The organism is Streptomyces sp. NPDC048254 (assembly GCF_043201895.1).
In the GTDB taxonomy this organism is placed as follows: Bacteria; Actinomycetota; Actinomycetes; order Streptomycetales; family Streptomycetaceae; genus Streptomyces.
Window position 1 is genome coordinate 118,346 of the sequence record NZ_JBICZJ010000018.1, and the last position, 13,049, is coordinate 131,394.

Here is a 13,049-nt window from a genome sequence, read left to right on the forward strand (position 1 = left end):
CCGCCGGCCCCTCCCGCCGAAGATTCATGGTCTACACGGTGGCCGCGGGAACCCTCACGGTCGCCGCCCCGCTCGGCTGCGACACCCCACGGGCCGACGGCGCCACCCCGGCCTCCGACGTCGTGGTGACCGGCACCGACGAGGAGATGCTCGTCCTGGAGGTCACCGCCGCCAACCAGGTCGTCGTACGGCTGCCCCGGGTCGAGGTCGGCCAGGGCATCACCACCGCCGTCGCCATGATGATCGCCGAGGAGCTGGACGCCCGCCTCGCCGACGTGCGGATCCCGCTCGCCGACGCCCGGAGCAGGGGCAACCAGTACACCGGCGGCTCCAGCTCGGTCAGCTCGCTGTACGGCCCGGCCCGGCGGCTGGCCGCCACCGCGCGCGCCCGGCTGGTGACCGCGGCCGCCCGCCGCTGGCGGCTCCCCGCGCACACCCTGCGCACCTGGAACACCCGGGTCGTCGCCCCCGACGGCCGGACGGCCACCTTCGGCTCCCTCACCGCGAGCGCCGCCCGGATCCACGTCCCGGAGGTGTCCAGCAAACCCAAGCCGGCCTCCCGGCACCGGGTGATCGGGAAACCGACGACCAGGATCGACGCCCGGGACATCGTCACCGGTGGCGCCAAGTACGCGGGGGACCTGGCGGTCGCCGGGGCGAAACCGACCGTGGTGGCCCGGCCGCCGACCCTGCGCGGCAAGCTGCTCACCCTGGACGACACGGCGGCCCGCGCCCTGCCCGGCGTCCACGCGGTGGTGCGGATCCCCGGCGGTGTCGCCGTGGTGGCGGACACCTTCCACCACGCCTTCCAGGGCCGGGACGCGCTGCGGATCACCTGGGCCCCCGGCCCGCTCACGCCCCTGTCGGACAAGGAGATCCGTGCCCGGCTGCGGGCCGCGGTGCCCCGGCCCGGCACTCCGCCGCGCGGATCGACGCAGATCGAGGGCGAGTTCGCGTTCGCCTTCGTCAGCCACGCCCCGATGGAGGTGCTCACCGCGGTCGCCGACGTCCGCGCCGACCGGGCCGAGCTGTGGTTCTCCTCCCAGACCCCGACGGACGCCCGCGAGACCGTCGCGGACCTGCTGGGGCTGGCGACGACTGCCGTACGGGTCCATGTGGTGCGCGGCGGCGGCTCGTTCGGCCGTCGGCTCAACTTCGACGCGGCCATCGAGGCGGCGCTCATCTCCAAGGCGGCCCGCAGGCCCGTGAAGCTGATGTGGAGCCGCAACGACGACACCCGGCACGGCAGGATGCGCCCCGCGAGCCACCACCGGATCCGGGCCAGTGTCGCCGGCGGCCGGGTGGTGGCCTTCCAGCACCTGATGGCCTCGGTGGGGGAGTCCTCCGACGAGACCGGCCTGACCGCACAGGCCGCCGGGGTGCGACCGCTGCCCAGTGACAGCGGGCTGTACAACTTCGGCCGCGTGGGCGGCGATTCGGGCGGCATCGAGCTGCCGATGCCGCTGGGCGCCTGGCGCTCGGTGGACTCCGGGACGATGCGCACGGCCGAGGAGATCGTCGTCGACGACATCGCCCGCGCGCTGGGCCGGGACCCGGTCGCCTTCCGCCGTACCACCCTGCGGAGCAAGGCGGTGAAGGCCGTACTCGCCAAGGCGGCTGCCGCCGGCCACTGGGGCCGCGCGATGCCCGCGGGCACCGCCCAAGGTGTCGCCGTCCACGAGGAGTACGGATCCGCCGTCGCCTGCCTGGCCGAGATCGACGCCACCGACCCGAAGAACCCCCGGGTCACCAAGGTGGTGATGGCCGCCGACGTCGGTACGGCCGTCAACCCGCGCGGCCTGGAAGCACAGCTCATGGGCACCGTCGTCGACGGCATCTCCACGGTGCTGCGGGCCGGGCTGCACATCGACCGGGGCGCGGTGCGCGAGGGCAGCTTCGCCGACTTCCACTACGCCCGCCAGCGGCACGCCCCCCTCGCGTTCGAGGCGCACATCCTGCCCTCGGGCGGGGAACCGGGCGGCGCCGGTGAACTCGGCGTCCCCGCGGCGGCGGGCGCGGTCGCCAACGCCTACGCCCGCGCCACCGGCACGAAACCCCGCAGCTTCCCCCTCGACTTCTGACCCGCCACCTCCCAACTCGCAGAAGGCACCGATGCGTTCGTACTCCTTCGTCCTCAACGGCGAACCGGTCACCGTCGAGGCACCCGCCGACATGCCCCTGCTCTGGGTACTGCGCGACCTGCTCGGCGTCACCGGCCCCAAGTACGGCTGCGGGGTGGGCGTCTGCCGCGCCTGCACCAGCCACCTCGACGGCGCGGAGATCCAGCCGTGCATGGTCCCGGTCGCCGACTGCGCGGACCGCGAGGTCACCACCATCGAGGGCCTCGCCGACGGCGACACCCTGCACCCTGTCCAACAGGCGTGGCTGGACTGCGACGTGGCCCAGTGCGGCTTCTGCCAGCCCGGCCAGATCATGGCGGCCGCCGCCCTCCTGAAACGCACCCCGCACCCGACGGACGCCGACATCGACGGCATCGAGAACGTCTGCCGCTGCGGCACCTACTCCAGGATCAGGGAGGCGATCAAGAAGGCGTCGGCGAACGGGGGTTGAGAGCGCGCCGGCCGAGGGCGATTCCCGCGCCGGGGTGACGGGTCATCGGCGGCCGTACCGCTGACGACTCCTCCTCCGGTCGCCCGAGCAGCGACCAAAGAGACCTGCGCATAGACGATCGGCCGACGCCCCGGCGACCACGCCCGCTCCACGATGGACCCATCCGACGAGCGGGAGGCATCACGTGAGGACAGCACGGGGGAGTGCGGTCGCCGCCCTGGCCGTGGCGGCCGTACTGGCATCGACGGCCGGCACACCGGCCCCGCACCACCCACCCACCGCCCAGCTCTACGTGGCTCCTTGGGGCGACGACCAGGGGCCCGGCACCCTCGACCACCCCTTCGCCACACCGGCCCGCGCCCAGCAGGCGGTACGGGCCATGGCCCCGCGCATGACCTCGGACACCACGGTCAACCTGCGCGGCGGCACCTACCGCCTGACCGCCCCCCTGCGCCTGACCCCGGCCGACTCGGGCCGGCACGGCCACCGGGTCGTCTACCAGGCGTACGGGTACGGCACCGCGCACCAGGAGCCGGTCACCCTCAGCGGCGGCCGCCCGGTCACCGGCTGGCGCCCGGCCCCCGGGCAGCCCGGCGTCTGGCGGGCCGACGTCGGATCCCTGGAGACCCGTCAGCTCTACGTCGACGGCCGCCGGGCCGCACGCGCGGCCCGGGGTGCACCCCTGCCCGGAACACTGGAACTGACGGCCACCGGCTACACCACCACCAGCAGGACCCCGCTCACCTGGCGCCACCCGGCGGACCTCGAAGTCGTCTACCGCTACGACTACGTGGAGGGCCGGTGCGGTGTGGCCGCGATCTCCAGGAACGCCGCCGGCCGCACCGCGATCACCATGGACCAGCCCTGCTGGAGGATGGCCCGGGCCCTGTACGGAGCGGACGCGCTGACGCAGACCCATGACGTGGAGAACGCCCCGAACTTCCTCGGCAGGAGCGGAAGCTGGTACCTGGACCGCTCCCGCCCCGCCCACCACACCCTCCTCTACCGCCCCCGCCCGGGCGAGGACATGACCCGATCCGAGGTCACGGCCCCCACCCTCCAGACCCTGCTCAGCGGGGCCGGAACCGCCGCCTCCAGGCCGCTCCACGACGTCACCCTCCGCGGCCTGACCTTCGCCCACGCCACCTGGCTGGCGCCGAACGAGCCGGCCGGTTTCGCCGCCGCCTGGAGCATGTACATGCGCCCCGGCAAGGGTGGCGACATCACCGCCCTCACCGTGCCCGGCAACGTCACCTTCCGGCATGCCGAGCACATCACCCTCACCGGCAACCGCTTCACCCATCTGGGCGCCCAGGGCGTCGACTTCGCCGCCGACAGCTCGCACAACACGGTCAGCGGCAATGTCTTCACGGACATCTCCGACGGCGGCATCGCCCTGGGCGTCCTGCCCCCGGCCACCCGGGGCACGAACACGGGCAACCGTGTCACGGACAACTGGATCCACCACGTCGGCGCCGAGTACCGCGCGGCCTCCGGCATCTGGAACAGCGCCACCCAGGACACCCTCATCGCCCACAACCAGGTCGACCACGTCCCGTACACCGGCATCCTCTCCGGCCCCAGCGAGGACCTGCGCGGCCTGACCCGCCGCAACCGCATCCTCGGCAACCGGGTCTTCGCCACCAACCGCCTGCTTGCCGACGGCGGCGGCATCTACCTGCGCGGCGAACAGGGCCCCTCCTACGCGGCCGGCGCCCTGGTGGCCCGCAACGCCGTCACCGACAGCGCCCACGGCGTCTGGAACGTCGGCATCTACACCGACGACTCCAGCAACCGCATCACCGTCCGCGACAACGTCGTCCACGACTACGTGGCCTCGATCGGCGGCTGCAGCGAGAACTGGGGCAACCGCCCGGTCCGCAACATCCGCTACCTGGACAACTACTGGGACGACAAGGTCCCCACCTGGCTCCCGCGCCGCCCCTACCCCGGCGCCTGGCCCCCCGCCCCCGACTGCGGCGACCCCCAGCACCTCCACTTCACCCACAACACACTCCTCACCCCGACCCACACCTGCGCATCCCTCCCCACCTGCACCACCATCACAGCCACCGCAGGCCCAAGGCCGCCGTACCGCCGGACACTGGGGCTGCGCTGACTGTCCGCCCCTCGCCGATTCTCAGTCCGCCAGCAGTCGTCGAAGCCAGTCCAGGTGGGCCGTCCTCGCCGACTGGGACAGGGCGGCCTGGGGGGCGAAGCCGTCGAAGCCGTGGAAGCCGCCGGGCCAGACGTGGAGTTCGGCGATGCCGCCCGACTGCCAGATGCGGGAGGCGTAGGCGACCGTCTCGTCGCGGAAGGTCTCGGCGGAGCCGACGTCGAGGAAGGCAGGGGGGAGGTTCGTGAGGTCGGTGGCGCGGGCGGGCGCCGCGTAGGGGGAGACGTCGGGGCCGCCGCGGGCCTCGCCGAGGAGGGCGGTCCAGCCGGTCTCGTTGGCCGTGCGGTCCCAGACGCCGAGGCCCTTCATCTGGTGGCTGGACGGGGTGTCGTTGCGGTCGTCGAGCATCGGGCACATCAGCATCTGGCCGATGACCGAGGGGCCCTGACGGTCCCTCAGGAGGAGGGCCAGGGCCGCGGTGAGGCCGCCGCCCGCACTCGCCCCGGCGATCACGATCCGCTCGGCGTCGCCGCCGAACTCCTTCGCGTGCTCCGCCGTCCACAGCAGCCCGGCGTACACGTCCTCGACCGGCGCCGGATGCGGATGCTCGGGCGCCAGCCGGTACTCCACCGACACCACCACCGCGCCCAGCTCCCGCGCCCAGGCCAGCGGGAGGTCCACGCCCACCCGGTTGTCGCCGATCACCATGCCGCCGCCGTGCACGTGGTAGATCACCGGCAGCGGGGTGGGGCCGGTGGGCGCGGTGGGCCGGCAGATCAGCAGGGAGATCTCGGGGGCGTCCGCCGGGCCGGGCACCGTGCGGTCCGCCACCTCGAACGCCCCGTCCAGGGTGAGGTCGATCCCGGCGAGCAGCTGAATCCCCTCGTTCTGCCTGACCGCGGGTATGTCGTCCAGCGTGAACCCCGGGGAGACCATCTCCCCGATCAGCTCCAGGGCGGCGGCGAGTTCGGGGTCGAACGGGGGCGGTGCGGAGGTCATGGCGGCTCCTCGCGGCGGTGGTGAACTGCGGCTCGTACGGCCATGGTCCACGCGCCCCGCCGGCCACCGGGGCCGCCGGACGGCGGAAGCTCCCCGCCATCCGGCGGGTGGTCCACCGTATCGATCCGACTGTCCTACCATCTCATGCACATTTGTCCATCTGTGTCGCCGTCCGGCTGCTGACCGTCGTCGGCCTCTGCCTGCTTGCCACCGTCACCAGCCCGCACGCATCGAGGACACGGCCGTCCGGCCGCGTCCGAACCTTGACTTCGAGAGCGCTCGAAGTTCTAGCGTCGTACGGACAGAAGACGAACGGACAGAAGACGATCCGGGCGGAACGGAGAACGGCCATGCGCGTGGGCGTGCACATCAACCGGTTCAACCATCCTGGCGGCGGCCCCGCACTGGGCGCCGAACTCGCCGCCGCCGGTGCCGCGGCCGAGGCGGCGGGCGTCAGCTGGGTCTCGGTGATGGACCACTACTTCCAGATGGAGTTCAACGGCGGCGCCGAGGACCCCATGCTGGAGGCCTACACCACCCTCGGCTACCTCGCCGGCCGCACCTCCACCGTCCAGCTCGGCGCCCTGGTGACCGGGGTGACCTACCGGCACCCCGGACTCCTCGCCAAGATCGCCACCACCCTCGACGTGGTGTCGACCGGCCGGGCCACGCTGGGCATCGGGGCCGCCTGGTACGACCGTGAGCACCACGGCCTCGGCGTGCCGTACCCGCCGCTCGCGGAGCGCTTCGAGCGGCTGGAGGAGACCCTGCGGATCTGCCTGCAGATGTGGGACCCGGAGAACAACGGTCCCTTCGAGGGCAAGCACTACCGGCTCGCGGAGACGCTCTGCAACCCGGCGCCGGTCAGCTCGCCGCACCCGGAGATCATGATCGGCGGCGGGGGCGAGAAGAAGACCCTGCGGCTGGTCGCCCAGTACGCGGACGCCTGCAACCTCATCCCGGCCTCCCCCGAGGAGCTGCGGCACAAGCTGGAGGTGCTGCGCGGGCACTGCGACACCGTCGGGCGCGACTACGACACCATCCGCAAGACCATCGCGTACACCGGGGACTCGGCCACCGACGGAGACCTGGACGCCTTCACCCGGGACATCGAGGGGTACGCCAAGCTCGGCGTGGACACCGTCATCGTCGGCCCGCGCCTGGGGGAGACCTCGGGGTGGATGGAGAGCTTCGTGGCCCCGGCCGTCCAGCGCCTCGCCGCCATCGACTGAGATGCGATCGAACGAGACGTGAAGGGGCCGGGGCTCACCGAGCCCCGGCCCCTTCGTCAGGCACTGCCTCAGGCGGCGACGCCCACGTTGCCGTGCAGACGCGCGACGACCTCGGTCAGCTGGGCGGCGACCTCGGTGTCGTCGGCCGGGTGGGTCTCGGCGAAGCGGGTCACCGAGCCGGGGATCGACAGCTTGATGTCCTCGATCACCTTGCCGCCGGCGATGCCCACGGCCTTGCGGGCCTCGTCCTGCGCCCACACGCCGCCGTACTGGCCGAAGGCGGTGCCGATGACGGCGACCGGCTTGCCGCCGAAGCCGCTGGCGCCGTAGGGGCGGGACAGCCAGTCGATGGCGTTCTTCAGGACGGCCGGGATCGTGCCGTTGTACTCGGGGGAGAAGAACAGGAACGCGTCGGCGGCCTGGGCGGCCTCGCGCAGCTTCGCGGCGGCGGCCGGGACGCTGCCCTCGACGTCGATGTCCTCGTTGTAGAAGGGGATGTCGGCCAGGCCCTCGAAGACCTCGACCTCGGCACCCTCGGGGGCGAGCTTGACGGCCGCCTCGGCGAGCTGGCGGTTGTGCGAACCGGCACGAAGGCTGCCGACGAGCGCAAGGATGCGGACAGACATGGGGGAACTCCAAGGGGGCTGAAACACTGCTGTTACGAATCCGGACCGGGGTCCGGTTAATTTCTAACACCTCAAACGGACCACGGTCCAGTTCTGTTCCCGATGCTTTACGCTGTCTTCATGTCCAGCGTCCTGCCGCCCTTCCCGCAGCCCCAGGAGCCCTTCGACACACCGCAGTTGCTCGATGTGGGGCCCGCCCCCGAAGAGCCGTGCCTGCGCGCCGACGCGGCCCGCAACCGCGCCCGGCTGCTGGAGGCCGCCGCCCGGCTGATCGCCGAGCACGGCGTGGCCGGCGTCACCATGGAGGCGGTGGCCGTGGCGGCCGAGGTGGGCAAGGGCACGGTCTTCCGCCGCTTCGGCGACCGCACCGGACTGCTGATGGCGCTGCTCGACCACTCCTCGCGCCGGCTCCAGGCCGACTTCCTGGGCGGGCCGCCACCGCTGGGTCCCGGCGCCCCGCCGGTCGAGCGGCTGCGCGCGTTCGGCGTCGCGGTGCTGTACCGCGCGGCCGACCAGCTCGACCTCCAGCTGGCCGCCCAGCCCGAACCCACCCGGCGCCACGCCAACCCGCCGATGCAGGCGCTGCGCACGCACGTCACGATGCTGCTGCGGCGGATCGAGCCGGAGGCCGACTGCGAACTGCTCGCCCATACGCTGCTGGCGTACCTCGACCCGGCCCTGGTCCATCATCTGACCAGGCAGTGCGGGATGTCGATGGAGCGCCTGGAGGCGGGCTGGATCGACCTGGTGGCGCGGGTCACGCGGACGGAGCCGCCCCGCTGACGTCCGCCCCGTGGGCGGTGAACATGTCGACCAGGCCCTGCGGCGCGTCGGCGCGGAACAGCAGGGCGCCGCTCTGGGCGGACTCCGCCGCGGACCGCTCGGCGCGCGCGAACATCCGCTCCTCGTAGGCGGCCAGGGCGGCATCGGTGTCGCCGGGGTGCGCGACCAGCGCGAGGCCCAGGTCGGCGCCGTCGATCAACGCCAGGTTGGCGCCCTCGCCGGCGAACGGCGACATCAGATGGGCCGCGTCACCGAGCAGGGTGACACCGGGCACCCGGTCCCAGCGGTGGCCGACCGGCAGGGCGTGGATCCGCCGGGGCACCAGGGCGCCCTCGGCGTCCGCGACCAGCGCCCGCAGGCTCTTGTCCCACCCGTCGAAGTGCTGGAGGACGGTCTGTTTGGCGGTGTCGGCGTCGGTGAAGTCGATCCCGTCCAGCCACTCCTCGGGCGCCTCCACCGCCGTGTACACATGCAGGCTGCCGTCGCTCTCCCGGTGGGCGAGGAAGCCCCGGCCCGCGCCGAGCGCGAACAGCGAGCCGCCGCCGACGACCTCGGCGCTCACCGGATGCCGTACGTCCGCGTCCGGCAGGTCCGCCTCCACGAACGAGATCCCGGTGTACGCGGGCGACGCGTCCGAGAGCAGCGGGCGCACCCGTGACCATGCGCCGTCCGCGCCGACCAGCAGATCGGTCGTGAAGGAGCCGCCGTCCTCAAGGGTCACGTGGTGGCGGCCGTCGCCGAGCGGACGGGCGCCGGTGACCTTCGCGCCCCAGCGGATCACGCCCTCGGCCAGCGAGCCGAGCAGGAGCCGGCGCAGATCGCCCCGGTCGATCTCCGGCCGCCCGCCGTCGGCGTCGTCGGGCGTTTCGAGGCGGACCCGCGCGTCCCGGTCCAGTACCCGCGTGGCCTGGCCGCCCGTGTGCACATGGGTCAGGAACCCGTCGTGCAGCCCGGCCGCGCGCAGCGCCACCTGGCCGGAGTCGTCGTGGATGTCGAGCATGCCGCCCTGGGTGCGGGCGGTGGCGGAGGCGTCGAGGTCGAACACGGCGGCCTCGACGCCGTGCATCCGGAGCACCCGGGCGAGCGTGAGCCCGCCCAGGCCGGCGCCGATGATCGCGATGGGGTGGTGGGGAGTGGACATGGTGGTCTCCTGTGGAAGTCGGCCGGGTGCGGTGGTGGTGGAAGTCAGTCGGGTACGGCGGTGTGCTGGATGCCGTTGACGAGTGCCTGGAACGCCCAGGAGACGCGGGCCTCCGGGGCGCCCGACAGGAGCTCGCCGGAGGCGGCGGCGATGTGCGGGTGCGTGCGGTCCGACGCCCCGCGCAGGGTCCGTGCGAGGGTGTCCCACTCCTCCTGGGACTCCACGCCCGCGTGCTCGGCGGCGGTCGAGGTGGCGTGCTGGAGCAGCAGGTCGACGCCCCAGGCGGCCCGCTCGCGCGGTACCCCGCCCTCGGCGAGCAGGCCCAGCAGGGTCTCGATCAGGTTCAGGTAGTGCGGGCCGTGCGGCCGTGCGGTCAGCGCGGAGCGGGCCAGACTCGGGTGCTCCAGGAGCATCTCGGTGTAGGCGACCAGCACCCGCTCCAGCCGCTCCCGCCAGCCGCCCTCGGCCGGGGCCGGGCCCACGGTGCCGAGCAGCTCGTCCAGGACCGCCGCGTGCAGCTCGGCGGTGTTGCGGACGTAGACGTACAGCGAGGCCGGGCCGGTGTCGAGCTCCTGGGCCAGGCGCCGCATGGTGACCTTCTGCAGCCCCTCGGTGCGCAGGATGTCCACGGCGGCGCTGACGATGCCCTCCCTGGTCAGGGCGGGCTTGGCGGGACGCTCCCGGCGGGAGCGGGGGGTTGCTGGCATGCGTCCACGGTAACGAACATGTTCGTTGCGAACAAGTACGTGACGAACATGTTCGTTCAATGGGTGAGGCGTGGCACGAGGAAGTGGCGCGGCGAGTGCTGCGGGCGAGGCGCGGTGGGCCCAATTCGTCCAACCGTGAACCACCTTGCCCCGCCGGTCCGCCCTCCCCGGCCTTCTGCCAAGATGCCGTACGTCATGGTGCAGATACCGAAAACGCCCTCGGCAGCGTCGCCGACTCCGCGCTCGGTCCCCACGAGCGCCGATGTGGCCCGTCTGGCCGGCGTCTCCCGCGCGACCGTCTCCTACGTCCTCAACAACACCAGTGCCGTACGGATCAGCGAGCCCACCCGCCGCCGGGTCCACGAGGCCGCGAAGGAACTCGGGTACGTGCCCCACGCGGCCGCCCGCAGCCTGCGCGCCGGCCACAGCCGGATGGTCCTGATGCCCGCCCCGGCCATCCCGATGGGCCCGCTGTACGGCCAGTTCATCACCGACCTCCAGTGGGCCCTCAGCCGCCTCGACTACACGGTCGTCCAGTACGGCACCGCGGGCCTGCGCGGTGACGAAGCCGCCCGCGCCTGGGCCGAGTTGAGGCCCGTCGCCGTGCTGGTCCCGGGTGCCGGACTCGGTACCGAGGGCGTCGCCGTCCTCAAACGGGCAGGGGCCCGCGCGGTCGTCACCCTCGGCCCCGAGCGGGTCGACGGCGCGCACGCCCTGCTGATGGACCATGACGCCGTCGGCCGCTGCGCCGGTACGCATCTGTACGCCCGCGGCCGGCGCCGTATCGGCGTGGTCGTCCCCGAGGAGACCGGCCTGGAGACCTACTCCCGGCCGCGCCTCGAAGGCGTCCGCCGGGCCCTGTACGGCACCGACGCCACGGTGACCGAGCTGTCCCTCGGCTACACGGAGGAGTCGGCCGCCCGACTCGCGGCGCGCTGGCGGGAGTCGGAGATCGACTCGGTGTTCGCGTACAACGACGAGTACGCGATGCTGTTAATGCGCGCTCTCCAGGACGAGGGCGTCCGCGTTCCCGAGGACACCGCCGTGGTCGGCGCCGACGACCTGATGCTCGGCCGGCTGCTGCGACCCAGGCTCTCCACGATCCGCATCGAACTGCCCTCCGGCCGTGACCTCGCCGAACTGGTCGACCGCGTGGTGCGCGACCCGGGCGGCGCGCCGGAGACGCACAAGGTGCTCGGGGCCTCGGTGGTGCGGCGCGAGTCCAGCTGATGGGCCACCCTGGTCGTGCGGGACGGTGCTTTTCCGGGCCCCCCGACTAGGATGTTGCGCGCTCAACAAAACGGCTCACGGGCGCCGTGGGCCGCGCAACCCCGGCTGATTGATCGGAGAGCCGTCATGCCGCTGCTCGACCCGAAGACCTGGCAGGCGAGCGCCCTGTCCGGCCCGCAGTACGCCCTCACCGAGCCCGCCACCGGCGACACGCTCGGCACGGTCATCCTGGCCGCCCCCGCGGACGTCTCCCCGGCCGCCACGGCAGCCCGCGCCGCGCAACGCGACTGGGCCCGCGCACCGCACTTCGTGCGGGCTCAAGTCCTGCGCCGCGCAGGCGACTTGTTCGCGGAGCACGCCGACGAACTGCGCGAGTGGATCGTCCGCGAGTCCGGCTCCATACCCGGCAAGGCGGACTTCGAGCTGCACGTCGCCGCCCAGGAGTGCTACGAGGCCGCCGCCCTGGCGTCCCGCCCGGTGGGCCAGGTGCTGCCCAGCGAGGCGCCCCGGCTGTCGTACACCCGCCGGGTCCCGGTCAGTGCGGTCGGGGTGATCGCGCCGTTCAACGCGCCGCTGATCCTGTCCATCCGGTCGGTGGCGCCCGCCCTCGCGCTGGGCAACGGGGTGGTCCTGAAGCCGGATCCGCGCACCGCCGTCTGTGGCGGGCTCTCCCTCGCCGCGGTGTTCGCCGAGGCGGGGCTGCCGGAGGGACTGCTGCAGGTGCTGCCCGGCGCCGCCGACGTCGGCGCGGCGCTGGTCGAGGACCCGCGGGTGCCGGTCATCTCCTTCACCGGATCGACGGCCGCCGGCCGCGCGGTCGGCGAGGCGGCCGGCCGCCATCTGAAGCGCGCCCACCTCGAACTCGGCGGCAACTCCGCCCTGATCGTCCTGGAGGACGCCGACCTCGACGCGGTGATCTCCACCGCCGCCTGGGGATCCTTCTTCCACCAGGGCCAGATCTGCATGACCACCGGACGGCACCTGGTCCACAGCTCCCTGGTCGAGGAGTACGTCGAACGCCTCGCCGCCAAGGCCGACTCCCTCGCCGTGGGCGACCCGCACCGCGAGCAGGTCCACCTCGGCCCGGTCATCGACGACGGTCAACTCGCCAAGATCCACGGCCTGGTGGAGGCGAGCACCGCCCGGGGCGCGAGACTCGTCGCCGGCGGCACCCACGAGAACCTCTTCTACCGGCCCACGGTCATCACCGGCGTCGACGACCGCACCCCCGCCTACGCCGAGGAGGTCTTCGGGCCGGTCGCGCCCGTCCGCGCCTTCGCCGACGCGGACGAGGCCGCCGCCCTCGCGGCCGACAGCTCCTACGGCCTCTCCCTCGGCATCGTGACCAGGGACCCGGCACGCGGCCTGGACCTCGCCGAACGCATCCCGACCGGCATCGTCCACATCAACGACCAGACCGTGAACGACGAGGCCGTGGCTCCCTTCGGCGGAGTCGCCGCCTCCGGCACCGGGGCCCGGTTCGGCGGTGAGTCCAACCTGGAGGCGTTCACGGACGTCCGGTGGACGACCGTGCGCGGGGACGTGGCGCCGTACCCCTTCTGAGCCGCGCCAGATCGAGCAGACCGAGCCGAGGACGGTCCTCGCCCTGCTGCCCGCGGGTGAGGACCGTCATCCGTGCAGCTG

11 protein-coding genes are annotated in these 13,049 nt (G+C 73.1%); 7 read left to right on the forward strand and 4 right to left on the reverse strand.

The genetic code is table 11. From position 1 onward, the window contains the following. Positions 1–26: 26 nt before the first annotated feature. From ACGFZQ_RS38760 to ACGFZQ_RS38770, 3 genes are all read left to right on the forward strand, one after another. On the forward strand, positions 27–2,081 hold the full coding sequence (locus ACGFZQ_RS38760) for a molybdopterin cofactor-binding domain-containing protein (protein ID WP_393844438.1): 2,055 nt from the start codon (positions 27–29) through the stop codon (positions 2,079–2,081). A gap of 31 nt (positions 2,082–2,112) precedes the next feature. Then, on the forward strand, positions 2,113–2,571 hold the full coding sequence (locus ACGFZQ_RS38765; protein ID WP_393844346.1) for a (2Fe-2S)-binding protein: 459 nt from the start codon (positions 2,113–2,115) through the stop codon (positions 2,569–2,571). A gap of 184 nt (positions 2,572–2,755) precedes the next feature. Beyond that, a complete protein-coding gene (locus tag ACGFZQ_RS38770; protein ID WP_393844347.1) occupies positions 2,756–4,690 on the forward strand; it encodes a right-handed parallel beta-helix repeat-containing protein in 1,935 nt (644 codons plus the stop codon). 21 nt (positions 4,691–4,711) lie between these two features. On the opposite strand, the gene ACGFZQ_RS38775 is transcribed toward ACGFZQ_RS38770, so the two are convergent. Further along, a complete protein-coding gene (locus ACGFZQ_RS38775) occupies positions 4,712–5,686 on the reverse strand; it encodes an alpha/beta hydrolase (protein WP_393844348.1) in 975 nt (324 codons plus the stop codon). A gap of 350 nt (positions 5,687–6,036) precedes the next feature. On the opposite strand from ACGFZQ_RS38775, the gene ACGFZQ_RS38780 reads away from it, so the two are divergent. Next, the gene (locus ACGFZQ_RS38780; protein WP_393844349.1) at positions 6,037–6,918 is read left to right on the forward strand and encodes an LLM class F420-dependent oxidoreductase; all 882 of its coding nucleotides are present in this window, start codon (positions 6,037–6,039) and stop codon (positions 6,916–6,918) included. A gap of 68 nt (positions 6,919–6,986) precedes the next feature. On the opposite strand, the gene ACGFZQ_RS38785 is transcribed toward ACGFZQ_RS38780, so the two are convergent. Then, positions 6,987–7,544 (reverse strand): NAD(P)H-dependent oxidoreductase, encoded by a 558-nt coding sequence (locus ACGFZQ_RS38785; RefSeq protein ID WP_351742935.1) that lies wholly within the window; start codon positions 7,542–7,544, stop codon positions 6,987–6,989. A gap of 102 nt (positions 7,545–7,646) precedes the next feature. On the opposite strand from ACGFZQ_RS38785, the gene ACGFZQ_RS38790 reads away from it, so the two are divergent. Continuing rightward, the gene (locus tag ACGFZQ_RS38790; protein WP_393844350.1) at positions 7,647–8,327 is read left to right on the forward strand and encodes a TetR/AcrR family transcriptional regulator; all 681 of its coding nucleotides are present in this window, start codon (positions 7,647–7,649) and stop codon (positions 8,325–8,327) included. Here ACGFZQ_RS38790 and ACGFZQ_RS38795 read toward each other — a convergent pair. Together ACGFZQ_RS38795 and ACGFZQ_RS38800 are read right to left on the reverse strand one after the other, a co-directional pair. Continuing rightward, entirely contained in the window at positions 8,302–9,468 is a 1,167-nt protein-coding gene (locus ACGFZQ_RS38795; protein WP_393844351.1) for an FAD-dependent oxidoreductase, read from the reverse strand. The genes ACGFZQ_RS38790 and ACGFZQ_RS38795 overlap by 26 nt on opposite strands. A gap of 44 nt (positions 9,469–9,512) precedes the next feature. Next, positions 9,513–10,175 (reverse strand): TetR/AcrR family transcriptional regulator, encoded by a 663-nt coding sequence (locus tag ACGFZQ_RS38800; RefSeq protein ID WP_393844352.1) that lies wholly within the window; start codon positions 10,173–10,175, stop codon positions 9,513–9,515. A 183-nt stretch (positions 10,176–10,358) separates the two neighbouring features. Between ACGFZQ_RS38800 and ACGFZQ_RS38805 the strand changes: the two genes are divergently transcribed. Beyond that, a complete protein-coding gene (locus tag ACGFZQ_RS38805; RefSeq protein WP_393844353.1) occupies positions 10,359–11,405 on the forward strand; it encodes a LacI family DNA-binding transcriptional regulator in 1,047 nt (348 codons plus the stop codon). A gap of 126 nt (positions 11,406–11,531) precedes the next feature. Further along, entirely contained in the window at positions 11,532–12,968 is a 1,437-nt protein-coding gene (locus ACGFZQ_RS38810) for a benzaldehyde dehydrogenase (RefSeq protein WP_393844354.1), read from the forward strand. Positions 12,969–13,049 lie beyond the last annotated feature (81 nt).

Coding starts and splice junctions, on each gene's coding strand:
- ACGFZQ_RS38810 (WP_393844354.1), top strand. CDS start 11,532: ATGCCGCTGCTCGACCCGAAGACCTGGCAGGCGAGCGCCCTGTCCGGC.
- ACGFZQ_RS38760 (WP_393844438.1), top strand. CDS start 27: ATGGTCTACACGGTGGCCGCGGGAACCCTCACGGTCGCCGCCCCGCTC.
- ACGFZQ_RS38805 (WP_393844353.1), top strand. CDS start 10,359: ATGCCGTACGTCATGGTGCAGATACCGAAAACGCCCTCGGCAGCGTCG.
- ACGFZQ_RS38785 (WP_351742935.1), bottom strand. CDS start 7,544: ATGTCTGTCCGCATCCTTGCGCTCGTCGGCAGCCTTCGTGCCGGTTCG.
- ACGFZQ_RS38765 (WP_393844346.1), top strand. CDS start 2,113: ATGCGTTCGTACTCCTTCGTCCTCAACGGCGAACCGGTCACCGTCGAG.
- ACGFZQ_RS38800 (WP_393844352.1), bottom strand. CDS start 10,175: ATGCCAGCAACCCCCCGCTCCCGCCGGGAGCGTCCCGCCAAGCCCGCC.
- ACGFZQ_RS38775 (WP_393844348.1), bottom strand. CDS start 5,686: ATGACCTCCGCACCGCCCCCGTTCGACCCCGAACTCGCCGCCGCCCTG.
- ACGFZQ_RS38795 (WP_393844351.1), bottom strand. CDS start 9,468: ATGTCCACTCCCCACCACCCCATCGCGATCATCGGCGCCGGCCTGGGC.
- ACGFZQ_RS38790 (WP_393844350.1), top strand. CDS start 7,647: ATGCTTTACGCTGTCTTCATGTCCAGCGTCCTGCCGCCCTTCCCGCAG.
- ACGFZQ_RS38780 (WP_393844349.1), top strand. CDS start 6,037: ATGCGCGTGGGCGTGCACATCAACCGGTTCAACCATCCTGGCGGCGGC.